Here is a 25,706-nt window from a genome sequence, read left to right as displayed (position 1 = left end):
CATACTTTCGTGCTAATTACGGCTTGAATGTTTTTTGTTGAACTGTACTATATAGTCGTTGGAGCAGGTAATTTCTTACAGGATACGGAGAATTAAATTTTATATAGGGGTATTGGTCATTCAAGAATTAATTCATAATCGGCAACGTCGAGCCATTTGTCGAACTTCCGGCCAACCTCATGAAAATGGGATACCTGTTTGAAGCCCAGTTTCTCATGGAGTTTTACGCTCGGTTCGTTGGGGATAGTGATGCAGGCGACCAGGGTATGGTAGGAGCGTTCACGGCAGTCTTTGATCAATTGCTCCATTAATATTCTTCCGTATCCTTTCCGCAGATAATCCGGATGCAGGTAAATAGTCGTTTCTGCCGTTGCACTATAAGCTTTCTTTGTTTTCCATTCATGGGCATAACAATAGCCGGCTATTTTGCCTTCTTCCACACATACCCAGGCTGGGCAGTTCCTGATAATGGGCTGTAGGCGTTCGCACATCTCTTTTTCAGACGGAACCTTCGTGTCGAAAGTTACCACTGTATGGGTTACGTAGTGGGCATAAATGCGGGTTATCTCACTCACATCGTTCAATGTCATCGTGCGTATCATGTTGTTTTTGCGGTAAAGTTAATGATAAAAATAAAAAAGAGGATAACTCCGTGGAGCTATCCTCTTAAGATATAATCAATCGAGTTTGTTTACTGATTATAAAGCACCTACTTCTTTCAATGCTTCGTTTGTTTTCTTAACAGCTGCAGCGCTCTTAGCGAACAGTTCTTTTTCTTCAGCTGTCAGTTCCAGTTCAACGATCTTTTCGATACCGTTCTTACCCAGGATAACAGGAACACCGATACAAAGATCTGATTCACCGTATTCTCCTTCCAGGTAAACTGAACAAGGAACCATCTTACCCTGGTTGTGGATGATAGATTCAACTACATAAGCTCCTGCTGCACCCGGTGCATACCATGCAGAAGTACCCAGCAGTTTAGTCAGTGTAGCACCACCAACCATAGTAGAAGCAACCACTTCCTGCAGTTTTTCAGCGCTCAACAGTTTGCTGACAGGGATACCTTTGTAAGTAGCCAAACGAGCCAACGGAATCATTGTAGTATCACCGTGACCACCGATTACCATACCTTCTACTTCGTTAGCGTTGCATCCCAAAGCCTGAGACAAGAAATATTTGAAACGTGAGCTATCCAGTGCACCGCCCATACCGATGATACGGTTTTTCGGCAGACCCAGAGATTTCAATGACAGGTAAGTCATTGTATCCATCGGGTTAGAGATAACTACGATAATTGCATTCGGAGAATATTTCAGGATGTTCTGAGCTACACTTTTAACGATACCAGCGTTAACACCGATCAACTCTTCACGAGTCATACCCGGTTTACGAGGAATACCTGAAGTGATAACCACAACATCAGAATTTGCAGTTTGAGCATAGTCGTTAGTGCAGCCTACGATAGTGCTGTCGAAACCCAGCAGCTGAGCTGTCTGCATCATATCCATTGCTTTACCTTCGGAAACACCTTCCTTAACATCAAGCATTACAACTTCGTCTGCCACTTCATTGAAGGCAAGAACATTTGCGCAAGTAGCACCTACATTACCGGCGCCAACAACTGTTACTTTAGACATAATAATAAGTTTTATATGTTATTACTTATAAAAATACTTCCTGTTTTTAACGTGGACAAAGGTACAATGTATTGGCGAATAAAGAAATATTTCCGTAAATAATTTAGTTCTCCGGTTTATTAATTATCGCTAAATAGAGGGAGAGCGGTTTTCTTAAAAAACATTACCGGAATCATGAACAATCGCCATTGATCGATAGTTTTATTAAAAAGGGGGTTACTAATCTTAAATCTGTGTGCATATGAGTAAGTTATTTCACTCTTGTTTAACGATATATCCGATCATTTTATTCTTCATTTCCGGGCAGGAAGGCCTGGCACAGGTCGCCCCGTTGTTGCCGGATACGTTCAGAACGGTTGTCCCTGACACGGTGAAGCTGGACGATGAGATTGCTGTCGGATATGCTACAGGTAGTCGGCGGACCATTTCCGGTTCTGTCGATAAAGTTTCCGAAAAACGTATGAACAAAGGCTTTGTGTCCAGTTCGTTGAATGCTTTGAGCGGACAGGCGGCGGGTGTCAGTGTTTCTACCGGGGCGAACAGGGCGGCTGCACTGAGTTCCGTCCGGGTCCGGGGGACGACTTCACTGACAGGAGGTAACGACCCGCTGGTTATTATCGACGGGGTTTCTTCCGACCTGAATACGCTGAGTTCTATCTATCCGGCGGATATCGAGAGTTTTACCATCCTGAAAGATGCTTCCGAGACGGCACAATACGGTTCACGTGGTGCTTCGGGTGTCATCGAGGTCGCTACGAAAAAGGGGAAAGGCGGAGCTTTCAGTATCAGTTACGATGGCAGTTTCGGTATCGAGGCGGTCTATAAGAATATGAAGATGCTGTCGGGCGATGAATTTCGTGCAGTGGCGGCAGAGCGTAGTATCGATATACTGGATCTGGGATTCAATACGGATTTCCCGGACGAAATAACCCGGACCGGGATTGTGCAGAACCATCATATCGCTTTGGGAGGAGGTTCTGAAACGTCCAACTATCGTGCTTCCCTCGGGGTGATGGACCGGGATGGAGTTGTGCGGACGAACGATTTGCAGAATTTCACCGTTAAGCTGGATATTGCCCAGCGTGCGTTTAACGATCGGTTGAAGATAGACCTGGGTGTTTTCGGTTCCCTGCAAAAGAACCGTTACCTGAACGATATTCAAAAGACGTTTTATTCAGCTGCGGCATTCAATCCGACGTTTCCGAATCATCGGGATGAACAGACCGGCGGATGGAATGGGGTAACCAACGCCAGCCAGATCACCAATCCGTTGGCGTGGCTGGAAGTAAAAGACGATGATTCGAATGCCCACTTCAATACGCATATGAAGTTTACGGTGAAGCTGAGTAAGCAACTGAAGTTTTCAGCTTTCGGTTCCTATACATATAATATAATAGATAACTCCCTGTATCTGCCGACTACGGTATGGGCACACGGACAAGCCTATAAAGGCGAGCGAAAAATGGAAGACCTGCTGGGTAACCTGATGCTAAGTTATTCCAATGACTGGGGAAAACATCATTTGGATGCGTTGGGGCTGGCAGAGGCACAAAAGAATATACTGACCGGATTTTATACGACGGTCACTAACTTTTCCACAGATAAGTTTGGTTATAATAATCTGCAGGCGGGTGCCGTACGGCTGTGGGAAGGAACGAACTCTTATTATGAAGATCCCCGACTAAGCTCTTTTCTGGGGCGTGTCAATTATGTGTATGCCGGAAAATATGTGGCAACAGTCAATGCCCGTGCGGACGCTTCTTCGAAAGTGGGCAAGAATAACAAATGGGGATTCTTTCCTTCTGTTTCGGCTGCCTGGGTGATAACCGAAGAGGATTTTATGAAACAGTTCACTTTCCTGAACAATCTGAAACTGCGTGCCGGTTACGGTTTGTCCGGTAATCAGGATGCGATAGACAGTTATAACTCCCTGCAGCTGGTGAAGCCTAACGGTGTTGTATCCGTAGGAGGAACTCCGACGGTGACGATGGGAGTGATCCGGAATGCCAATCCCGACCTGAAGTGGGAGGTGAAGCGTACCGTGAATGCCGGTATCGATGTCGGCTTTTTCCGCAACCGCCTGTTGATGACTGTCGATTATTATAATTCGAAAACCAGCGATATGCTTTATCTGTATGATGTGAGTGTTCCTCCTTTTGCCTATAATAAATTGTTGGCAAACCTGGGCTCTATGCGGAATAGCGGAGTGGAACTGGGCTTTGGAGTTACCCCTTTGCAGACGAAAGATATGGAGTTGAGTGTCAATGTGAATGTAACATTCCAGCAAAATAAACTGTTATCGCTGAGTGGTATGTATAAAGGAGAACAGATGTCGGCTCCCGAATATACCAGTATCTCTGACTTGAACGGTGCCGGTTTCCACGGTGGATATAACCACATCGTCTACCAGGTGGTCGGACAGCCTTTAGGTGTCTTTTATCTTCCTCATTGTACCGGATTGACTCAGCGGGAGGACGGAAGTTACCAGTATGAAATAGCCGATCTGAATGGTGGCGGTGTGAATCTGGAAGATGGCGAAGACCGCTACATCGCCGGGCAGGCAACCCCCAAGACGATGCTGGGCTCGAATATCAGTTTCCGTTACAAGCAATTCGATGTCTCTTTGCAGATAAACGGGGCGTTCGGGCATAAGGTATACAACGGAACATCCCTAACCTATATGAATATGGGTAGTTTTCCGGATTATAATGTCATGCAGGGGGCTCCCGAACAAAATATCAAAGATCAGACGGCTACGGATTACTGGCTGGAGAAAGGAGATTATATCAATTTTGATTATCTGACGGTCGGTTGGAATATTCCGTTGGGTAAATGGAGGAAATATGTGCAGAGCCTGCGTTTGTCCTGTTCCGTCAACAACCTGGCGACGATTACCGGTTATTCCGGTTTAACACCGATGATCAACAGTTACATTGTAAATAATACGTTGGGAATAGATGATAAACGGAATTATCCTGTTTACCGTTCTTATACACTTGGATTGAGTTTTCAATTTTAATAATCAACGGCGATGAAGAAGTTAGTTTTACTTTCCTGTATACTATATGGCGTGGCTTTTCTTTCCTGCAGTAAGTTCCTGGAAGAGAATCCGAGGGATCAGATTTCAGAAGAAGATGCGTATGACAGTGCGACTGCCGTTTACTTGAATACGGTCGCAACTCTTTATAATTATGTAGGCGGTTACAGCGACAGCCAGGGGTTACAGGGTACCTACCGGGGAATATATGACCTGAATACGTTTACGACCGATGAGGCTATTCTGCCGACACGTGGCGGTGACTGGTATGACGGCGGTTTTTGGCAGGGACTTTTTCTGCATAAATGGGGGGTGAACAGTGATGCGATCCGAGCAACCTGGGAGTATCTGTATAAAGTGATCGTCTTGAGTAATAAGTCACTGGAGCGTTTGGACGAGTTTTATAAACAGACCGGCAATAAATATATTCCGCCCTATATGGCTGAGGTACGGGCTTTCCGGGCGATGTATTATTATTATTTAGTGGATCTGTTCGGGCGTGTACCTCTTGTGTTGTCATCTTCCACTCCGATGAAAGAGGTGAAGCAAAGCCCCCGGCAGGAGGTTTTTGAATTTGTAGTCAAAGAATTGCAGGAGACTGCTCCTTTGTTAAGTCCGGAGCGCAGTAACCGACTCGGTGATTATTATGGGCGTATGACTCGTCCGGTAGCTTATTTCCTGTTGGCTAAACTGGCCTTGAATGCAGAGGTGTACACGAATAACAATTGGACCAGCGGTGGTCGTCCGGATGGTAAGAATCTGTTTTTTGAAGTGGGTGGTCAGCGTTTGAACGCCTGGCAGACAGTAGTGGCTTATTGTGATTCCATTACTGCATCGGGTTATCAGCTAGCCCCTGCTTATGAAGATAATTTCTCTGTATTCAACGAAACGTCGGTAGAAAATATCTTTACCATTCCTATGGATAAGAACTTCTATACGAATCAGATGCAATACCTGTTCCGTTCCCGTCATTATAATCATGCGAAGGCGTATGGATTATCCGGAGAGAACGGCTCTTCTGCAACCTGCGAGGTACTCCGTACTTTTGGTTATGATACGGATTCGCTTGATGCCCGTTTCAGTAAATGTTATTTTGCAGGTGTCGTACTCGATCTGAATGGGGATACTGTCCGGCTCGATACCGGAGAGGTGCTGGAATATCTGCCTTGGTTGGTGGATGTCGATATAACCGGCAAGTCCTATGAAAAGGTAGCCGGTGCCCGCATGAAGAAATATGCGATAGATAAAACGGCAACTAAAGACGGTAAGTTATCGGATAATGATATTGTGCTGTTCCGTTACGCAGATGTCCTGTTGATGAAAAGCGAAGCCAAGGTCAGAAACGGAGAGAGCGGCGATATCGAATTGAATCAGGTGCGTTCCCGGGTCGGCATGGCTGACAGACAGGCAACATTGGAGAATCTTCTGGCGGAACGGCAGATGGAGTTTGCCTGGGAAGGGTGGAGGCGGCAGGATTTGGTTCGTTTCGGACTGTTCACACGTGCTTATAGCAGCCGTCCGCAGTTACCGGATGAAAGTAATGGGTATACGACGGTTTTCCCTATCCCGGAAAATATATTGTTGCTGAATGGTAATCTGACACAGAATCCCGGGTATTAGCAATCGAATAAAAAAAGGATGTTCTCTCTTCACAGAGAACATCCTTTTTAAGTATAGCCTATATGGATTTATTTTATAACTGGATCCAGCGAACATATGCGAAGTCCATACGATGAGGCAATTCTTTATTTTCCGGGTAAACACGGAAGCCCATCTTATGAACACCGGCTTCGCTTGAAGTCGTTTTCAGTTCGAAGAACAGTTTGGAACCTTCTTCTTTCTTCAGTTCGAACGGTTTTGTGTAAAGCAATTCGAGTTGATGATTTTCTGAATTTTCTTTGGTAACCACCACTTCAGCACCTAACATTCCCTGAAGGTCTTTACGGTCGATCACAAGGTTGAAAGAGTATTCTTTACCAACGACCGGTCCGTCGATAGACAGGTCTCTGCTGCAGGTGAACGATTCAACCTGGAAGCTGTCCCAGTGTTCAGCCACTTCTTCTTTCCAAGCTGCGATCTCTTTTGCTTCGGCGAAGTTTCCTTCACGTAAATGAGCGGAACGAGTTGCCAGCTTGTTGTAGAAACGGTTGATATAATCGTCCAGCATACGTTTCATTGTATAGTCAGGAGCAATCTGCGACATCGAATTCTTGATATACTGGATCCATTCCGGAGAATATCCCTTACTGTTTTTAGCATAGTAAGTCGGGATGATCTCTGTTTCCAGGATATGGTAGATTGTTGCAGCGTCCAACTGATCCTGATACTGTTGGTTTTCATAAGTACGCTTGTCGGTCAATGCCCAACCTGCACCTTCTTTGTAACCTTCGTACCACCATCCGTCAAGTACGGAGAAGTTTAGTACACCGTTCATTTCAGCTTTTTCGCCGGATGTACCGGAAGCTTCCAACGGACGTGTCGGAGTGTTCAACCAAACGTCGACACCGGCAATCAGGTGACGAGCCAGACGCATGTCATAGTTTTCGAGGAAGATGATCTTACCCAGGAATTCCGGACGGCGTGAGATTTCAACGATATGTTTGATCAATCCCTGTCCACCACCGTCAGCCGGGTGAGCTTTACCTGTAAATACGAACTGGATCGGATATTTTTCATTGTTTACGATCTTAGCCAGACGGTCGAGGTCGGTAAACAGCAGGTGAGCACGTTTGTAAGTCGCGAAACGACGTCCGAAACCGATCAACAGTGCATTCGGGTTGATCTTTTCAAGTACGGAAACAACCTTTGAAGGATCGCCCTGGTTTTTCAGCCAGTTCTGTTTGTACTGAACTTTGATATATTCGATCAGCTTTTTCTTTAATGTTTTACGGAGATCCCAAATATCATCGTCGTTGACATTCTGGATAGCTTCCCAGTATTTTTTGTTCGACTGGTCGGTGAAGAACTTCTTGTCGAAATGTTCGTAGAAGAAACGTTTCCATTCCGTAGAAGCCCATGTCGGCATGTGTACACCATTAGTAACCCAGCTAACGTGAAGTTCGTCCGGGAAATAACCCTTCCATACCGGAGCAAACATCTTCTGTGAAACTTTACCGTGCAACCAGCTTACACCGTTTGCTTCCTGGCAAGTATTCAATGCGAATACGCTCATGGAGAATTTCTCGTTTGAACCTGGATTTTCACGTCCCATATCGATAAATTCCTGCCAGCTGATACCCAGCTTGCCTGGGAATTCACCCATGTAGCGACCGAACAGGCCTTCGTCGAAATAGTCATGTCCGGCAGGAACCGGTGTATGTACTGTATAGAGAGCAGAAGCACGTACAACCTCCAACGCCTGGTTGAAAGTAAGTCCGTCGTTCTGAATAAAGTCTACCAAACGTTGAGCATTGATCAATGCTGCGTGACCTTCGTTACAGTGGTAAATTTGCTTTTTGATGCCTAACTTGTTCAACATCATGATACCGCCGATACCTAACAGATATTCCTGTTTCATACGGTTTTCCCAGTCGCCGCCATATAACTGATGAGTGATAGAGCGGTCCCATTCGCTGTTCTGAGGAATATCCGTATCCATCAAATACAAAGGCACACGGCCTACGCTTACTTTCCAGATATGTGTATATACGGTTCTACCTGGATAAGGAACTTCCAATACCATCGGTTCGCCGTTTGCTTCCATAACCTGGGTAAGAGGTAATGAGTTGAAATTCTGCGGTTCGTAGTTAGCAATCTGCTGTCCGTCCATAGACAGTGATTGAGTAAAATATCCATAACGATACAGGAAGCCGACTGCTGTCAGGTCAATATTGCTGTCGCTGGCTTCTTTCAAATAGTCTCCTGCCAAAACTCCCAAACCGCCGGAGTAGATTTTCAGTACGTTGGTAAGACCGTATTCCATACTGAAATAAGCAACAGAAGGTTTCGTAGCATCAGGTTTCGTATCTACGTATTGTCTGAAGCTTGTATAAACTTCCTGGATTTCAGCCATCAATACTTTGTCGGCCTGAATTTCCTCAATGCGTTTGTAAGATAAGCTTTGGAGTAAAAGCACTGGGTTACCTTCAGTAGAAACCCAAAGATCCTTGTCGATTTTTCCAAATAATTTAGCTCCTTCATGATTCCATACCCACCACAAGTTTGTTGCCATTTCGTGTAAGGGTTGTAATGCTTCAGGAAGCATCGAATGTGAATAAACGTCCTTCCAGATCGGACTGTTTGCGTTATTCGCTTTGATTTTCATTATTGTGAGATTTAAAATGATTCAACTTTAAAATAAGATGTAAAAAACTGTGGCAAAGATAGAATTATCTCGCTAATTATGAGCCATATTTAACCATTTCTTTTGGCAGCAGCAGCTAAAGCATCGCTGAAAGCCTTTTGGTAAAATACGATAAATTTGCTCCATTCAGCCTGCTTTGCCAGTTTGAAACAGCGTTTGCGTATTTCTCCAATTTCCTTTTCGTCTTTTTTTACGAGTGAGAGAATTGAAGTAGTGATAGCGTCGGCAACATCGAAATAGTTGAAGTCTGTCCGTTCGATAACGGCAACTCCTTCGCTGATGTTCTTGCCGGATACACTTTTCTCTGCCCACAAGCCGAATCCGGCGAGGTTGGTAGTCACTGTCGGTATGCCGAAGGCAACACTTTCCAGCGGAGTGTATCCCCATGGTTCATAATATGACGGATATACAGTAGCATCCATACCGATCAGCAGATCGTAGTAAGGTTTATTGAAGATTCCGTCGCGTCCATCCAGATAGCAGGGTACAAAGATGATTTTGAGCTTTTCTGAAGCCTGGTTTGTAAATCCTGCGTGAGAGATATAATTTAATACCTTGTCCTGATCCATCAGGTTCAGCCAGTGGGTAATAAAAGGCATTTGCATGGGAGAGGTCGTCTGAATATTCTTTTCAATAACCTCTTTCAGATCGGCACGTGCATCGCGGACCCAGGCAGGGACCATCAGGAAAGCGACGACTTCGCGCTGTAATTCTCCTGAGTTGCGCACACGATTCATGGCTTCGATGAAAACATCGATCCCTTTGTTGCGGTATTCGTAACGTCCGCTGGTCGACACCAGTAAGGCATCCGGTGAGATGGAACATCCCAAAAGCTTCTCGGCTACGTTAATCAGTGTCTTGCGGGCTTCCGCGCGTTTCTTTGTATATTCTTTTCCTTCAGGTACAAAATTCGGTTCGAAACCGTTCGGAGTCACAATATCCGGTGCTTTGTCCAGTAATTGTTTACACTCACAGGCTGTGATATCACTGACTGTCGTGAAACAGTCTACATGGTGTGCTGCTTGCTTTTCGAGCGAATGTTTGGCTTCCATGTTCAGTTCTTTCGCCATCTGGTCGCCGTTGTACCCGTCCATATAAGCATATAATGCTTTGTTGTTGCCGGCGATGGAACGTCCGATAGAGGTGGCGTGTGTGGTGAACAGGGTGGCAATGGCAGGCAGTTGCTTTTGAACGTAAAGCGCTCCCATACCCAGCATCCATTCATTGAATAATGCAGTTACTTTTTTGTCGGAAAGGTTGTAGAAGTTGTAGAAACTTTCTATCACTTTTCCTACGGCATAGGCAAAAATACAGGATTCGTCATAATCGCCGTAAGCGTGCATTGAATCTACCCGGAAATTTTCCCACATAGAATAGAAGAAAGCATCTCTTTCACTGAAAAAAGGCTTAAAATCGACCAGAACAACCGGAGGTGTACCTGGTACATTCCAGCGTCCGACTTTCATTTTCAGCTTATCAGTGGTTCTTGCGTGTTTTTTCCAATCAGCAAACAGAGTATCATCTTCGATAAAGTCCGGAGCATTTGCGGGTCCCCACACATCCGGTCCGATAAAAATTACTTTATCATTGAACATCTGCTGCAGAGTATGTGCCTTTGTAGACAGCACAGTGTAAATACCTCCCACTTTATTACAAACTTCCCAACTGCTTTCAAAGAGATAATCTGGCGTTGTTGTCTTTGTATCCATAAACGATTTTGTTTATAATCAGAGAATTTGAAGCTGCAAAGATACATTATTTTTATCTTTTTTCCTGTGGTATTTATCTTTTTTCCCGTGGTATGTGTTATTTAATAAAGGATTTTGTAGATTTGTAGATAATTTAATTTGAAAATTATGGCTAAGAGAAGAATTTTGAAGAAAGAAATCAGCTATGTAGCAGGTGAACTGTTTTCTGAAGTATTGGTTTGTAAGCTATTTATACCTGGAGTAGAGGAAGATAAGGCTGATGTTCTGTTGGCTAGAATATTGGATATGCAGGATGAGTTTATCCGTCGTGCCGGTACTCCGGACGCCAAAGACAACAAAACGCTGGTAAAAGAGTATTATCGTAAATTGCGCGTCGATTTGCAGACTGAAGTAAATGCAATCGCCAACGAAATAGGAGAGCTAAGCAAAGAAAAGTAAATAATGAAGAAAGCTATTAGTAAGGCACTTCTTCGCATGGCAGGATGGAAAGTGGGTCCTATGTGCGAAGATGTGCCTAAATGTGTGATATGCGTTGCCCCGCATACCAGCAATTGGGATTTTATTGTCGGTAAGTTGCTTTATACGGCGTTAGGACGCAACGCCAGTTTCCTGATCAAAAAGGACTGGTTCTTTTTCCCCTTTAATTTGTTCTTTTCGTGGTTGGGTGGTGTGCCGGTCGACCGGCAGAAACATACTTCGGTGACCGACCAGATGGTTGAGGTATTCAATAAACGTAAAATATTTCAGCTTGCTATAACGCCGGAAGGTACACGGAAAAGGGCAGAGGAGTGGAAAAAAGGTTTTTATTATATTGCACAGAAGGCACAGGTCCCTATTATGATCGCTTATTTCGATTATGCAAAGAAAGAAGCGGGAATCAAGGGATTATTCTATCCGACAGGGGATGTAGAAAAGGATATTCAAACAATCCGTGAATATTATAGAGGTGTGACAGCTTGTCACCCGGAAAATTTCGTACAAGTTTAATTTACTATTATGGCAGACAGTTTACGTATCAGTATGATCCAGTCCCATATCATTTGGGAAGACAGGGACGAGAATCTTGGTTATTACGGGGAGTTACTTCGGCGTGTAAGTGGTAAAACGGATATTGCCGTATTGCCTGAAACTTTTACGACCGGTTTTTCCATGGAGGTGGAAAGGTTGGCTGATACGATGGACGGGCCAACTATTCCGGCTATAAAAAGCTGGGCTGGTAAATATAACCTGGCTGTTGCAGGCAGTTTTATTGTGAAAGACAATGGAAACTACTTCAACCGTGCTTTTTTTATCACTCCCGAGGGGGATGAGTATTATTATGACAAACGTCATTTATTCCGTATGGCGGATGAAGACAAGCATTTTACTGTCGGGAATAAACGTACGGTCATCAGCTATAAGGGCTGGAATATCTGTCTGCAGGTATGTTATGATCTTCGTTTCCCTGTCTGGAGCCGGAACCGGAATAATGAGTATGACTTATTAATATACGTAGCCAACTGGCCGGAAGCACGTAAAAAAGTATGGAAGACATTACTTCCTGCCCGTGCGGTTGAAAATATGGCGTATGTCTGCGGGGTCAACCGGGTGGGAATCGATGGGAAAGGTTTTACCTACCGTGGCGATTCGATGGTCTTTTCTCCCAAAGGAAAAAAGCTGGCGGATGCCGGTAAACGGGAGGAGATTACCCGTACCTGTACCCTGAACAAGGAGGACCTGGACGAATTGCGTGCCAAGTTTCCGGCATGGAAAGATGCCGATGCTTTCTCGATAGAATAATTTGAAGGATTTTCAGAACCGGATTTTATAAAGGCAGGGCTATTGTAAAGCAACTGCCTTTTCCTTTTTCTGACTGAAGCCTGATCTCTCCTCCGAAACGTTTTACAATGACCTGGCAGATTGCAAGTCCTAGTCCTGTCCCCTGTGCGAACTCATCCAGTTTGCTGAAGCGTTCGAATACAGCTTGTTGTTTTTCTTTCGGTATCCCTATGCCCGTATCTTTCACGTAGATTTCGACTGTCTCTTCTATAATGTCACAGGTGTAGCCTATTTGGATGTATCCTTTATGTGTGAATTTGGATGCATTGTTGATGAAGTTTGTAATGACTTGTGTCAGCCGGAGAGGATCCGTTTCTATCACAACCGGTTTTTCCGGCAGGTCTATCCGTAATTCTACTTCCGGTGGCATCAGTACCAGGTGCGTATGATAGATGTTCTTCATCAAATCGGTTAAATTGCAGGATTTGAATGAAAAGTCCATTCTCCCTGATTCAATGCGTGAGAGATCCAGGATATCATTGATCAGTTTCAGAAGCAACTCCGAATTGGTATTGATCAGCCCCAGGAATTCATTCCGTTCTTCTGCGGACAGTTCGACCTCTTCCTCTTCTGCTATTATGTTTGAAAAACCGACAATAGCGTTTAAAGGCGTACGTATTTCATGGCTCATATTGGCAAGAAATGCGGATTTCATCTTATCCGATTCTTCAGCTTTCTGTCGGGCATTGATCAGCTCCTGTTCTGCTTCTTTGCTCTGTTGAATATTCAGACAAAGTCCGTTGAAAATATCCTCTTCCTTGTTGTATGTATAACGAAATTCCCACCATTGATAGCCTTTTCCGTCGAAGTTACATCGTATCTGTGAGATGTTCTTTTGATATTTACCTAGCCGTGCATTTATGACATCGTCATTAAAACTTTCCTGATTCTTAGGGTGGAGGCAGGCCTTGAATTCTTCAGTAGGAAGTATTTTTTCTTCTATTCCGGCATCTATATAGAATTCCTTGTCGAAAGAAAACTTGTTTTCTCTGAGTTGGAAAGCATATACTTTACCTCCGGCAAGTGCCAAAGATAAAAAACGTTCCCCTTTTTTCAGGTTTTCCTGTGCGATCTGCTTATTCCGGTTTTCCCGAAAATAAAGATATATCAGATAGAATATGATAAGAATAATAGCTATGCCTGCCAGGATACCGATAATGATGAGTTGTAGTTTGTATCGTTCATAAAAAGGCATTTTTATGATATGACAGTAATCGGGAACATTACTTTGAGATATATTCCAGCGATCCATTTCTGTCCAGTCCAGCAGATATTCTTTAGGACTGGGAGTGATAGGTATATCTTTTACCTTTTTACCATGTAGAATTTCTGTTGCCAGATTGACGGATTGGCTTATTTGCGTTTCCGGTGATGTTAAATAGCCTCCCAGGATGCCTTCTTTCAATCCGAATCCTTCATTGACAACAGACAATGTAGGACCATTAGCAAATAAGCCCAGTCGTTTTGAGGCAAAATCTCTTTTACTCTGTACAAACAGGGTATAACGAGCCAATCCGGAAAGTGACCATAATAAACCGCTGGAAGTGGATTCGCGAGCATCGATCAGTCTGAAGTTTGTTTTTTTAGGTTTTTGGAGTATCCGGCTTTTATCTTTTATAGTCGTGATACTGTCCAATGTAAATGAATATGCACCGTTTCTGTCGATGGTAAAAAGTTTTCCACTCACTCTTTCTACCCCTATGTTTTTGGCTTCCTCTAAAAAAACTTTTGTTGTTTTTCTTCCGAGAAATGTATTGTCTGTCCATATATTGAAGTACATAGGACCAAATATCATTTCTCCTAGCTGAACTGTTTTCATATATTCCGGTTTATCCCAGAAGCCTGTTATATTCGGGTAAAGTTTTAGTAATTCCCAGTTTGGGAAATTAACTCCGTCGAAAACGACAGGGACTTTTTGTATGAAACGATGATCGCAGGCCATTATTGAATATGCAGCCTGATCGTCATAAACAAGTATTAGTTCAGGATTCCAATAAGCGACAGTATCGAGAAAATTATACATTCTGTTTTTTTCTTCTGCGTCCAAATAGGAGTCGCAATCCAGATAGAATGTTTTAATATCGGCATCTATGCCGTGTTTCTTAAATTCCTTATATATTTTCTCTTTTTTCCCTTCGTAGCCTGTATATTCAGGCTCAAAAGATTCAATGACCAAAATTCTGTGTTGTTCTTTTTGGCGATTTTTGTTACATGAGGTGGCAATTATGATTAGTAATATCCACGTGATTTTAATAATATGTCGAAAAAAAGGTTGCTGCATATATTTGCTTGATGACCGCAAATATAGGAAAGACTATTTGAATCTCAATGCTTCTTTGTTGGTTTATTTTGAAGACATGCAGAATAAAAAAAGCGACTGCCGGATTTGAATCCGACAATCGCTCTTATCTTATGTGGAAAATGTATTTTTATTATTTTACTTCCTCGAAGTCAACATCTGTAACACCACCGTCTTTGTTTCCGCCGGCGTTGTTGTTAGCTTGCTGCTGTCCGAAGTCAGGACCCGGCTGTGCGCCACCCTGAGCATTCTGAGCGTTGTACATTTCCTGGCTTGCAGCCTGGAATACTGTATTCAGTTCAGTCATAGCAGCATCGATACCGGCAACATCCTGTGCTTTGTGAGCTTCTTTCAGCTTGTTCAATGCAGCTTCGATAGGAGCTTTCTTGTCAGCCGGAAGTTTATCTCCCAGATCTTTCAACTGCTTTTCAGTCTGGAAGATCATACTGTCTGCCTGGTTCAGCTTGTCGATACGTTCTTTTTCTTTCTTATCGGCTTCTGCGTTGGCAGCAGCTTCGTCTTTCATACGTTTTACTTCGTCGTCACTCAAACCACTGGAAGCTTCGATACGGATACTTTGTACTTTACCGGTTCCTTTGTCTTTTGCAGATACATTCAGGATACCGTTGGCATCGATATCGAAAGTAACTTCGATCTGAGGTACGCCACGCTGTGCAGCAGGTATTCCGTCCAAGTGGAAACGACCGATAGACTTATTATCTTTTGCCAAAGAACGTTCACCCTGCAGGATATGGATTTCTACAGACGGCTGATTGTCGACAGCAGTTGTAAATGTTTCCGATTTCTTGGTAGGGATAGTCGTGTTCGCTTCGATCAGCTTAGTCATTACACCACCCATTGTTTCAATACCCAAAGACAGCGGAGTAACATCCAGCAACAATACGTCTTTTACTTCACCTGTCAATACACCACCCTGGATAGCAGCACCTACAGCTACAACTTCGTCCGGGTTAACACCTTTAGAAGGAGCTTTACCGAAGAATTTCTCAACGATAGCCTGTACAGCAGGGATACGTGTAGAACCACCTACCAGGATCACTTCGTCGATATCGGAAGTACTCAACCCCGCATCTTTCAATGACTGACGGCAAGGTTCGATACAAGCCTGGATCAAGCTGTCTGCCAATTGTTCGAATTTAGCACGTGTCAATGTTTTAACGAGGTGCTTTGGAATACCGTTCACCGGCATGATATACGGCAGATTGATTTCTGTACTTGTTGTACTTGACAATTCGATTTTTGCTTTTTCAGCAGCCTCTTTCAGACGTTGCAATGCCATTGGGTCTTTACGCAGGTCGACGCCTTCTTCACGTAGGAATTCTTCTGCCAACCAGTCGATGATCACGTGGTCGAAGTCATCACCACCCAGGTGAGTATCACCGTTTGTTGATTTTACTTCGAATACACCGTCACCTAATTCCAGGATTGAGATATCGAATGTACCGCCACCAAGGTCGAATACTGCGATCTTCATATCTTTGCTTGTCTTATCAAGACCGTAAGCCAGTGATGCGGCAGTCGGTTCGTTTACGATTCGGCGAACATTCAGACCGGCAATTTCGCCGGCTTCTTTTGTTGCCTGACGTTGCGCATCGCTAAAGTAAGCCGGAACAGTGATAACGGCTTCTGTTACTTCCTGTCCTAAATAATCTTCAGCAGTTTTCTTCATTTTCTGAAGAACCATCGCTGAAATTTCCTGCGGAGTGTACAGACGACCTTCGATATCCACACGCGGAGTGTTGTTATCGCCACGTACTACTTTATAAGGTACGCGGTTGATTTCTTTCTGAACCTGGTCGTATGTTTCACCCATGAAACGTTTGATAGAGAATATAGTCTTTTCCGGATTGGTGATAGCCTGACGTTTTGCGGGATCACCAACTTTACGTTCGCCTCCTTCAACGAATGCAACGATTGAAGGAGTTGTTCTTTTACCTTCGCTGTTTGCAATAACAACCGGTTCGTTACCTTCCAGTACGGCAACACATGAGTTGGTTGTTCCTAAGTCGATTCCAATAATCTTTCCCATAATTTGATAATATTTTAATTGTTATTATTCTTCGTCTTTGCTTTTTCTCTTGTCGAGTTGCACCAATTAGTATACAAAACGTATGCCAAAGTAACAATGAACAGTTCCGAATTGTTTTTGCTGTCAGAAATAATGACAATACGGCAGTTGTTAAAACGATATATTTTTATCTTTGTGCCATAGGAGGATTTATGCCTTAATTTATATGTAAAGAAGAGACTATTATCAATTAAATCATTTATAAAATGAAAAACTATCTAGTTTTTACCATGGCTACACTTTTATTGGGAACTTCCTGTTCCTCTAAAAAAGAGCAGACTGAAGGTTTTACCGGTGCTCCGGGTGAAGTCAGGCTTATTACGCTCGATCCCGGACATTTTCATGCGGCGCTGGTGCAGAAAGTATCTTATCCGCAGGTTTCTAAAGATGTTTTTGTGTACGCCCCCACCGGTTTCGATGTGAATGAACATTTAAAACGTATCGAAGGATTCAATGCACGTGCGGAGAATCCGACAGCATGGAACGAGGTCGTTTATACGGAATCTGATTATCTGGAGAAAATGCTTGCCGAAAAGAAAGGTAATGTGATGGTCCAGGCGGGAAATAACGGCAAGAAGACCGAGTATATAAAGAAAGCGCTGGAAGCCGGTATTCATGTGCTTTCTGACAAGCCGATGGTGATCGACAGCCGAAACTTCCAATTGCTGGAAGAATGTTTTGATATCGCCAGGCAAAAGAATATTCTGTTATATGACATTATGACGGAAAGGAATGAGATTACAACGATGTTGCAACGTGAACTTTCAACGATCCCGACGGTATATGGCGAACAGTTGAAAGGTTCTCCCGAAGAGCCGGCTATCGTGAAGGAAAGTGTGCATCACCTGTTTAAACTGGTGGATAATAAACCATTGACCCGCCCGGTGTGGTATTTTGACGTGACTCAGCAGGGGGAAGGAATTGTGGATGTGACGACGCACTTGGTGGACCTGGTTCAGTGGGAAGCTTTCCCGGAACAGATCATCGATTATAAAAAGGATATCGAATTGGTCGATGCAAACCGCTGGACGACTTCGATCAGTCCGGAAGAGTTCAGACAGGTAACAGGAACGGATGCTTATCCCGATTTCCTGAAGAAGGATGTCGTGAACGATACGCTGAAGGTGTATTGCAACGGTGATATCGTCTATAAGATCAAAGGTGTGACTGCCAAAGTTTCTGTTATATGGAATTACACTTTCCCGGAAGGTGGCGGCGATACGCATTTCTCTGTCATGAAAGGAAGTAAGGCTGATCTGGTGATCCGCCAGGGACAGGAGCAGGGATATAAGCCGGAGTTGTATATAGAAGCATTACCGGATATCGATTTGGGTACGTATGAAAAGGGATTGGAAACAGCAATGTCTGCTGTTGCGGATAAATATCCGGGAGTTTCTTTAAACAAGATCGCAGATAACGTATGGCAGGTTCAAATTCCTCCAAAATACCGGGTAGGGCATGAGGCTCATTTCGGCCAGGTTACGGAAAATTATCTTCAATATTTGCAGGACGGAAAGTTGCCGGACTGGGAGGTTCCGAATATGATCGCTAAATATTATGTGACAACGCATGCGCTGGAGATGGCGAAAGCGAAGAACTAGGGTGAGGTTGACTATTTAGGGGATGTAGAATGTTTCTACCTTCTGCGTCCCCTAATAGTCAATAGTCTGCTAATTTTCCTTCTTATTACAGATATAATAATTGTATTTATAATAAAGATATATTCCTGAAATCTTTTAATGCTTGGTAGCGAGGATTGTCATTAATTGTTTATCTTTGTATCAAATCAATTCATTATTAAATAATAAGATATGATACGAACTATACCAAATCCAGAAACTAGCCGCGAAGATGTGATCCGTTTTCGCGAGATGATGCGTAAATGTGTCAAAGGAGAATTTACGCTTGTTGAAAAAGCTCAAATTCAAGATCGCAAGCAGGAAATGAAACGGATTGAAAAAATTATACGGCGTAACAATGGAGGAAAAAATCCAATTCTCGGATATTGATTTTACTATAAACCTTTTATCTGACTGTGACAATTTATCTCAATTTTCTTGTGGTTGTGAAGAACTGGATTTATTAACCAGACTAATAGTGACTGCTTCAATTCAACGAGAAGAATGTTTCTCCCCTTGAGGGTTTATCAGGAATTGTAGAGATTATCGATTAAAGCGTGCTTTCGTTAATAGTGAAAAGAAGTTTCTCCGTTAAATAGAACAAAAAGCCCCGAAGCTGTCAACTTCGGGGCCTTCCTTACTTCATTTCTTTTTCCTCCATCATGTCGAGTTCGTTCTTGTCGGAATCGATAAATTTGTATTCCAGAAAACCCAGACTTTGATTAGGAATAACTTTCATACCCATGGAGTATTTCAGTTTCCATTTCATACTAAGGGGATAAAGCCCCTTGTTTACGAATGCTGCTACGTAGGGATGTACGTGCAAAGCGAATTTCTTCACATTGTGTTTGTTTACCAGACAGTCGATCTTTCCTTCCAGATTGTCGGTGAATAAGATCGATGGTTTGATTTTACCTGTGCCAAAACAGGTGGGACATGATTCTGTTGTATCCACATCCATTGCCGGGCGTACCCTCTGGCGAGTGATTTGCATCAAGCCAAACTTGCTTAAAGGCAGGATGTTGTGTTTAGCCCGGTCATTTGCCATTGCTTTGCTCATGTGTTCGAACAGCTTCTGTCGGTTGGCGGCTTCTGCCATATCGATGAAGTCGACAACAATGATACCGCCCATATCGCGGAGACGAAGCTGGCGTGCGATTTCGTCGGCGGCGGCAGTGTTTACGTCGATAGCTGTCTTTTCCTGGGCGTCGCTCCCTTTGGAACGGTTACCGCTGTTCACATCTATTACGTGCATGGCCTCGGTGTGCTCGATGATCAGATAGGCTCCACTTTTATACGTAACCGTGCGTCCAAACAACGACTTGATCTGTTTGGTGATGCCGAAGTTGTCGAAAATAGGCAGTTCACCGGTATATCGCTGTACGATCTCTTCCCTCCCGGGAGCGATCAGGCTGACATAATCGCGTATGTTATGGAAAACATCCGCATCGTTTACGTAAATGTTCTGGAAAGACGGATTGAATATATCGCGGAGTAAGGCAACTGTACGGGCTGTTTCCTCATATACAATTGACGGTACTTTTAGTTTTGGGACTTTTACGATATTTTCTTCCCATCGTTTCACTAATGTCTTTAATTCATGGTCGAGTTCAGCCACGCGTTTACCTTCAGAGGAAGTACGTACGATCACACTGAAGTTTTTGGGCTTGATACTTTGGATTAACTGCCTCAAACGGGCACGTTCTTCGCTCGACTTGATTTTTGTGGAGACTGAGACCTTATCGGCAAATGGTATCAGAACGATGTATCTTCCGGCAAAAGACAGCTCGGAAGTCAATCGCGGACCCTTTGTTGAGATCGGCTCTTTGGCAATTTGTACCAACACCTCTTGTCCGACTTTAAGCACGTTACTGATACTTCCGTCTTTTTCAATTTCCGGCAGTATCTGCATTTTTGCTATGGCAGGCATCTTTTTCGGATCGCCAAGTGCTTGTTTGAGGAACTTCTGTTGGGTGTTGAAGTTCGGACCTAAGTCCAGGTAGTGAAGAAATGCGTCCTTTTTATACCCTACATCAATGAAAGCAGCGTTCAGACCCGGCATTAGTTTTTTCACTTTGCCAAGATAGATATCGCCTACGGCAAACGAGACATTGCGGGCCTCCTTTTGGAGCTCCACAAGGTTTTTGTCTTCCAATACGGCAATAGATACCTCTTTGGGTTGTACATCAACTACTAATTCACTTATCACTTAAAAGAGGGTTTTTTAATTCAGACCTTTCTAAATACGCAAAGAACAAACTTAAAAGGTCACTTATTAAGTTTGTTCTTTAGAGTTTCTTGATAGACTTATTTCTTTTTATGTCTATTCTTTTTCAGTCTCTTTTTGCGCTTGTGCGTAGACATTTTATGTCTTTTTCTTTTCTTTCCGCTAGGCATTGTTTCTAAATTTTAAATTAAACTATAATTACTAATTACTTAACTTCGTTCAGGAAAGTTTTAGCCGGCTTGAATGAAGGGATATTATGCTCCGGAATGATGATCGTAGTATTCTTTGAAATATTACGAGCTGTTTTCTGAGCTCTCTTCTTAATAACGAAACTTCCGAATCCTCTCAGGTAAACGTTCTCACCTTGAGACAAGGAACTTTTCACGATGTCCATGAAAGATTCTACAGTATTCAATACCGTTTGTTTATCGGTACCGGTACTTTTTGCAATTTCGCTAACAATATCTGCTTTAGTCATGTCTATAAATTAATTAATGATTTGGACCTATTAATTTTTTGGAATGCAAATATATAGCTTTTTATTTAAGTGGAAAAAGAATTGCCCGGCATTTTTTAATAAAAAAGATTCCTTACAATTCATTATATCTGTGTATGTTTGCATTAATCAACGAGTTGAGAGTGTCAGAACGAACAAAAACCGGACGAAATATAGTAAATGGAAAACGAATTGGAAGTCAGTCATATTTTATTGGACTGGTATAAAACAAATAAGCGGAACCTGCCCTGGAGGGAGTCATCCGATCCGTATATAATCTGGATATCAGAAATTATTCTTCAGCAAACCCGTGTCGTGCAGGGAATGGATTATTTTCTCCGTTTCACCGGACGTTTCCCGAATGTCGCTTCCCTGGCTTCGGCCGAAGAGGACGAGGTGCTGAAGTATTGGCAGGGACTGGGCTATTACAGCCGTGCACGTAACTTGCATGCCGCTGCTAAGGAGATCATGGAAAAGTTTGGCGGTGTTTTTCCGGAAGAATATAAAGATATATTGTCATTGAAAGGCATCGGAGAGTATACGGCTGCCGCTATCGCCTCTTTTGTGTGGAATAAGCCTTATCCGGTTGTCGACGGAAACGTGTTCCGCGTATTGGCACGTTTGTACGCATTGGATGTGCCTATCGACACAACGCAGGGGAAGAAGCAGTTTACAGAACTGGCTGGGATCGTTATGGATCCCAAACGGGCGGGACAGCATAATCAGGCAATTATGGAATTCGGGGCTCTGCAATGTGTTCCCCAGAGTCCCGACTGCGAAGTTTGTCCGTTGAAAGATCGGTGTGCGGCATATGCATCCGGAACGGTACAATCTTTGCCGGTCAAACAGAACAAGACAAAAACGCGTGCCCGTTATTTTCATTACCTATACATTATATATAAAGGGCAGACCTGGCTTTCCCGCCGGGGTAAAAAAGATATTTGGGAAGGGTTATACGAATTTCCCCTGATCGAGACGGGAGAACCGATGGATTTTACCGGATTACAGGAGACGGAGGCATTCCGTAAATTGTTTGCCGGAGCGGGGCGGTTGGATATATCTCCCGATAGGAAAGAGGTGAAGCATGTCCTTTCGCATCAGGTACTGTATACGGCTTTTTACCGGATCGAGGTTGAAAAAGTGCCGGAAGCATTGGATTCCTATCTGGCTGTTCCGTATGAATATATCGAGCGTTATGCCGTTCCCCGGCTGATACATATTTATTTAGAGAAATTAAACGGAAATTTGTCTGAATGATCGAATTTATGTTTCTTTGTAAGATATTAAAAGAATTACAACTATGTCATTGAATAAAGTCATATTGATCGGTAACGTGGGTAAAGATCCCGACGTTCGTTATTTCGACAGCGGTACGGCTGTTGCAAACTTTCCCCTGGCAACATCTGAAAGAGGTTATACACTGGCTAACGGTACGGTTGTTCCGGAACGGACGGAATGGCACAATATCGTCGTACGTCGCGACCAGGTCGCTTTTGTAGAAAAATGGGTGAAGAAAGGTTCCGGCGTTTACGTGGAAGGAAAGATTCGTACCCGCAGCTATGACGACCAGAGCGGTGTGAAACGTTATGTCACTGAAATTCATGCAGACCGCATCGAGTTTTATAATACAGGTACACGACCGGCAGACGGTACGACTTCGAATGCCGGAAACGGTTTCCAGCAGGGAGGACAGGCACAGCCTATGCAGCAGACTACGTCTTACCAGCAGCCGGCGCAGCCAGATATGTCATCAGATTCAAACAGTGCGGATGATCTTCCGTTCTGATATTGTTTAACTAATACGGTTCCCCTTGGACTCAGACTATTATTTATCGGGCTTATTTGATCAGATAACTATCCAGGCGCTTACAGCAGGTCCTGTCATAGCATTAAGCCTCGCTTGTTTACTGCTGTTGGTGTCCGGCTTCGTGTCGGCTTCGGAAGTGGCATTCTTTTCTCTTACCCCGGGTGATATCAACGACATCCGGGAAGAGAATTCGTCTTCAGATCCGCTTATCCGCAAATTGCTGGACCGCTCCGAATATTTGCTGGCGGCTATTTTGATCGCCAATAACTTTGTGAACGTGGCCGTGGTTATGTTGTGTACTTACGGCATCAATTCTTTGATCGATTTCTCGGCTGTACCCGCTTTGGGATTTATCCTTGAAACAATCGTACTGACCTTTTTACTTTTACTTTTCGGCGAGATCATGCCTAAGATCTACGCACAGAAGAACTCGCTCCGTTTTGTACGCCGTTCGGCTTCTGTGCTGAACATGGTGGAACGTATCTGTCGCCCGCTTTCGACGGTGCTGGTAAACTCTACTTCCATTATCAACAAGGCTTTGGTCAAGAAGAAATACGACTTGTCGGTCGACGAGTTGTCGAAAGCCCTGGAGTTGACATCCAAAGAGATACCGGAAGAGAAAGAGATGTTGGCCGAGATCATCAAGTTTTATAACAAGACTGCCGATGAGATTATGACACCGCGTCTGGATATGGAAGACATCGAGATAAAGACCAGTTTTCGTCATGTCATCGATTTCATCATCCAGTCCGGCTATTCGCGAATCCCTGTATACGCCGATTCGGAAGATAACATTAAAGGTATCCTGTATATAAAAGATTTGCTTCCTTACATCGAGAAGCCGGATACATTTCGCTGGCAGAGCCTGATCCGTCCGGCATACTTTGTTCCTGAGACAAAGAAGATCGACGACCTGCTGGAAGAATTTCGTACCAACAAGATACATATGGCGATCGTTGTGGATGAGTTCGGCGGTACGTCCGGTATCGTTACGATGGAAGATATCCTCGAAGAGATTGTCGGTGAGATATCCGATGAATACGATGAAGATGAAAAGCAGTTTATCCGTCTGGCGGACGGTAGCCTGATCTTCGAAGCCAAGATATTGCTGACGGACTTCTTCCGTGTGATCGGTGTCGATCCGTCTGAGTTCGGAAAACTGACGGAAGATGTCGAGACATTGGCAGGACTTTTACTGGAGATAAAAGGCGACTTTCCGCGTCGCAGAGAGATCATCGATTATGGAAAGTATCGTTTCCAGGTGCTGGAAATGGATAACAGAAGGATATTGAAAGTGAAATTCAACTGTATCGGGGATACAGAAGGGAAAGGGAAGGAGTGATGAAGCGAATACTGTCTGCCGGACTTTTTCTGTGTCTCCTGTTCTGTGCATCCTGTACGGAATATACGCCGAAGCCGCGCGGTTATTTTCGTATCGAGCCACCGCGGGCGGATTATCAGGTCTTGTCGTTGGACAGTTTGCCCTATTCTTTTCGTGTTTCCCGGTTAGTTACCGTCGAGTTGCCGGAAGTAGGCAGTCCCGAAGGATGGATTAATTTATCTTATCCCTCTTTGGGAGTAAAAATCTATTGCAGTTATTTGCCGGTGACGCGGGCGACATTACCGGTTGCGGAAAACGAATCCCGTTCGCTGGTTGCCCGTCAGATAAAACAGGCGGAAGCGGTGAAGGAACAAGCTTATAGCAATCCGGAAGAACGGGTGTACGGCTCTCTTTTCCTGTTGGATGGGGAGGCGGCTTCACCGGTCCAGTTCATGTTGACCGACAGTGTTTCGAATTTCTTCCGGGGTGCCTTATATTATGATTGCGTGCCGAATGCCGATTCGCTGGCTCCGGTTACGGACTATCTGCGGAAAGATATTATTGAGTTGATACAATCTTTTACCTGGAAAAAATAATGCCTCTCCTGTTCAAACATACGGAGCCGTTGCTGGGAGTCTGGAAGATGGATGAAACTTCGGATGAACTGCTTGCCATGTTGGAGCTGCAATCTGAATATCAACCTTTTCTGCAGCAGATAAAAACGGAAAAACGCCGTCAGGAATGGCTGGCATCGCGTGTCCTTTTAAAGGAGTTGGCAGGAGAGGAGTTACAGGTCGCTTATCATGCCGATGGGGCACCTTACTTGCCCGGTTCGTCTTTCTCCCTGAGTATTTCCCATACAAACGGTTATGCGGCAGTGTTGTTGCAGGATCGGGGGGACGCCGGTATAGATATTGAATATCACTCTAATCGGGTCTTAAAAATACGGAGTCGCTTCATGTCTCCGGAAGAAGATGCTTCCGTCTGTCCTGACCATGTAACGGAGCATCTGCTTATCCACTGGTGTGCCAAAGAAGCTCTGTTTAAAATGATCCGCCAGCAGGATGTCGACTTTATCGGACATCTGCATATCGAACCTTTTACCTATGCCGAGTCCGGACAGATCCGCGCTTACGAAACCCGTACGCCGCACACTGCGTCTTATACCTTGCACTACGAAGTCTATCCCGCCTTTATACTTGTCTATAGCGTCTTGCCGTAAATAAGTTTGTTTCCTCCTTTTGACAGTATTTTGCCATGCTGTTGGCAGAGTTTTGCCATCATAGTGGCAGTGTCCTGCCATCATAATGGCAATGCTCTGCCAATTAGGTGGCAAAGTTG

At 44.0% G+C, this 25,706-nt stretch carries 20 protein-coding genes; 12 read left to right on the top strand and 8 right to left on the bottom strand.

Translation table 11 applies throughout. The features are described from left to right. Positions 1 to 116: 116 nt before the first annotated feature. Together DXD68_RS20870 and mdh are read right to left on the bottom strand one after the other, a co-directional pair. Positions 117 to 602, bottom strand: a complete 486-nt coding sequence (locus DXD68_RS20870; protein WP_122363420.1) for a GNAT family N-acetyltransferase — start codon at positions 600 to 602, stop codon at positions 117 to 119. A 96-nt stretch (positions 603 to 698) separates the two neighbouring features. After that, positions 699 to 1,640 carry a malate dehydrogenase gene (mdh, locus tag DXD68_RS20865; protein WP_122363419.1) on the bottom strand — a complete coding sequence of 314 codons (942 nt, stop codon included), beginning with the start codon at positions 1,638 to 1,640 and terminating at the stop codon, positions 699 to 701. A gap of 241 nt (positions 1,641 to 1,881) precedes the next feature. Between mdh and DXD68_RS20860 the strand changes: the two genes are divergently transcribed. Together DXD68_RS20860 and DXD68_RS20855 are read left to right on the top strand one after the other, a co-directional pair. After that, positions 1,882 to 4,659, top strand: a complete 2,778-nt coding sequence (locus DXD68_RS20860; RefSeq protein ID WP_122363418.1) for a SusC/RagA family TonB-linked outer membrane protein — start codon at positions 1,882 to 1,884, stop codon at positions 4,657 to 4,659. Between the two features lie 12 nt (positions 4,660 to 4,671). Continuing rightward, positions 4,672 to 6,297 (top strand): RagB/SusD family nutrient uptake outer membrane protein, encoded by a 1,626-nt coding sequence (locus DXD68_RS20855; RefSeq protein ID WP_122363417.1) that lies wholly within the window; start codon positions 4,672 to 4,674, stop codon positions 6,295 to 6,297. Positions 6,298 to 6,370: 73 nt separating this feature from the next. Here DXD68_RS20855 and glgP read toward each other — a convergent pair whose 3' ends face one another. Together glgP and DXD68_RS20845 are read right to left on the bottom strand one after the other, a co-directional pair. Continuing rightward, positions 6,371 to 8,941, bottom strand: a complete 2,571-nt coding sequence (gene glgP / locus DXD68_RS20850; RefSeq protein ID WP_122363416.1) for an alpha-glucan family phosphorylase — start codon at positions 8,939 to 8,941, stop codon at positions 6,371 to 6,373. 89 nt (positions 8,942 to 9,030) lie between these two features. Next, complete coding sequence (locus DXD68_RS20845) at positions 9,031 to 10,689, bottom strand: glycosyltransferase (RefSeq protein WP_122363415.1); 1,659 nt, start codon at positions 10,687 to 10,689, stop codon at positions 9,031 to 9,033. A 147-nt stretch (positions 10,690 to 10,836) separates the two neighbouring features. Between DXD68_RS20845 and DXD68_RS20840 the strand changes: the two genes are divergently transcribed. From DXD68_RS20840 to DXD68_RS20830, 3 genes are read left to right on the top strand one after another with little or no spacing between them, the layout of a single operon-like run. Continuing rightward, the gene (locus DXD68_RS20840) at positions 10,837 to 11,127 is read left to right on the top strand and encodes a hypothetical protein (RefSeq protein ID WP_122363414.1); all 291 of its coding nucleotides are present in this window, start codon (positions 10,837 to 10,839) and stop codon (positions 11,125 to 11,127) included. Positions 11,128 to 11,130: 3 nt separating this feature from the next. Then, a complete protein-coding gene (locus DXD68_RS20835; RefSeq protein WP_122363413.1) occupies positions 11,131 to 11,676 on the top strand; it encodes a 1-acyl-sn-glycerol-3-phosphate acyltransferase in 546 nt (181 codons plus the stop codon). Between the two features lie 9 nt (positions 11,677 to 11,685). Beyond that, positions 11,686 to 12,468, top strand: a complete 783-nt coding sequence (locus tag DXD68_RS20830) for an amidohydrolase (protein ID WP_122363412.1) — start codon at positions 11,686 to 11,688, stop codon at positions 12,466 to 12,468. Between the two features lie 25 nt (positions 12,469 to 12,493). Here DXD68_RS20830 and DXD68_RS20825 read toward each other — a convergent pair whose 3' ends face one another. Both DXD68_RS20825 and dnaK read right to left on the bottom strand, forming a co-directional pair. After that, on the bottom strand, positions 12,494 to 14,683 hold the full coding sequence (locus tag DXD68_RS20825; protein WP_158585916.1) for a sensor histidine kinase: 2,190 nt from the start codon (positions 14,681 to 14,683) through the stop codon (positions 12,494 to 12,496). Between the two features lie 256 nt (positions 14,684 to 14,939). Beyond that, positions 14,940 to 16,856, bottom strand: a complete 1,917-nt coding sequence (dnaK, locus tag DXD68_RS20820) for a molecular chaperone DnaK (protein WP_122363410.1) — start codon at positions 16,854 to 16,856, stop codon at positions 14,940 to 14,942. A gap of 245 nt (positions 16,857 to 17,101) precedes the next feature. On the opposite strand from dnaK, the gene DXD68_RS20815 reads away from it, so the two are divergent. After that, a complete protein-coding gene (locus DXD68_RS20815) occupies positions 17,102 to 18,496 on the top strand; it encodes a putative oxidoreductase C-terminal domain-containing protein (protein ID WP_122363409.1) in 1,395 nt (464 codons plus the stop codon). A 210-nt stretch (positions 18,497 to 18,706) separates the two neighbouring features. Continuing rightward, the gene (locus DXD68_RS20810; protein ID WP_122363408.1) at positions 18,707 to 18,904 is read left to right on the top strand and encodes a hypothetical protein; all 198 of its coding nucleotides are present in this window, start codon (positions 18,707 to 18,709) and stop codon (positions 18,902 to 18,904) included. Positions 18,905 to 19,151: 247 nt separating this feature from the next. Here DXD68_RS20810 and DXD68_RS20805 read toward each other — a convergent pair whose 3' ends face one another. Next, positions 19,152 to 20,723 carry a ribonuclease E/G gene (locus tag DXD68_RS20805; RefSeq protein ID WP_122363407.1) on the bottom strand — a complete coding sequence of 524 codons (1,572 nt, stop codon included), beginning with the start codon at positions 20,721 to 20,723 and terminating at the stop codon, positions 19,152 to 19,154. Positions 20,724 to 20,946: 223 nt separating this feature from the next. Then, positions 20,947 to 21,219: an HU family DNA-binding protein gene (locus DXD68_RS20800; RefSeq protein WP_122363406.1), complete on the bottom strand. Its 273-nt coding sequence runs from the start codon at positions 21,217 to 21,219 to the stop codon at positions 20,947 to 20,949. A 198-nt stretch (positions 21,220 to 21,417) separates the two neighbouring features. On the opposite strand from DXD68_RS20800, the gene mutY reads away from it, so the two are divergent. Genes mutY through DXD68_RS20775 form a run of 5 tightly spaced genes read left to right on the top strand, consistent with a single transcriptional unit; the run spans position 21,418 to position 25,587 of the window. Next, positions 21,418 to 22,494 (top strand): A/G-specific adenine glycosylase, encoded by a 1,077-nt coding sequence (gene mutY, locus DXD68_RS20795; RefSeq protein WP_122363405.1) that lies wholly within the window; start codon positions 21,418 to 21,420, stop codon positions 22,492 to 22,494. Between the two features lie 43 nt (positions 22,495 to 22,537). Next, positions 22,538 to 23,023 carry a single-stranded DNA-binding protein gene (locus DXD68_RS20790; RefSeq protein WP_122363404.1) on the top strand — a complete coding sequence of 162 codons (486 nt, stop codon included), beginning with the start codon at positions 22,538 to 22,540 and terminating at the stop codon, positions 23,021 to 23,023. A gap of 25 nt (positions 23,024 to 23,048) precedes the next feature. Then, entirely contained in the window at positions 23,049 to 24,386 is a 1,338-nt protein-coding gene (gene gldE, locus DXD68_RS20785; RefSeq protein WP_122363403.1) for a gliding motility-associated protein GldE, read from the top strand. Then, complete coding sequence (locus tag DXD68_RS20780) at positions 24,386 to 24,961, top strand: gliding motility protein GldD (RefSeq protein WP_122363402.1); 576 nt, start codon at positions 24,386 to 24,388, stop codon at positions 24,959 to 24,961. Before gldE ends, DXD68_RS20780 begins: the two co-directional genes overlap by 1 nt. Beyond that, on the top strand, positions 24,961 to 25,587 hold the full coding sequence (locus DXD68_RS20775; protein ID WP_122363401.1) for a 4'-phosphopantetheinyl transferase family protein: 627 nt from the start codon (positions 24,961 to 24,963) through the stop codon (positions 25,585 to 25,587). The genes DXD68_RS20780 and DXD68_RS20775 overlap by 1 nt, the downstream gene beginning before the upstream one ends. Positions 25,588 to 25,706: the final 119 nt, after the last annotated feature.

Source organism: Parabacteroides sp. TM07-1AC, assembly GCF_003480915.1.
GTDB lineage: Bacteria > Bacteroidota > Bacteroidia > Bacteroidales > Tannerellaceae > Parabacteroides > Parabacteroides chongii.
This window is presented reverse-complemented; position numbering and strand designations above follow the sequence as displayed.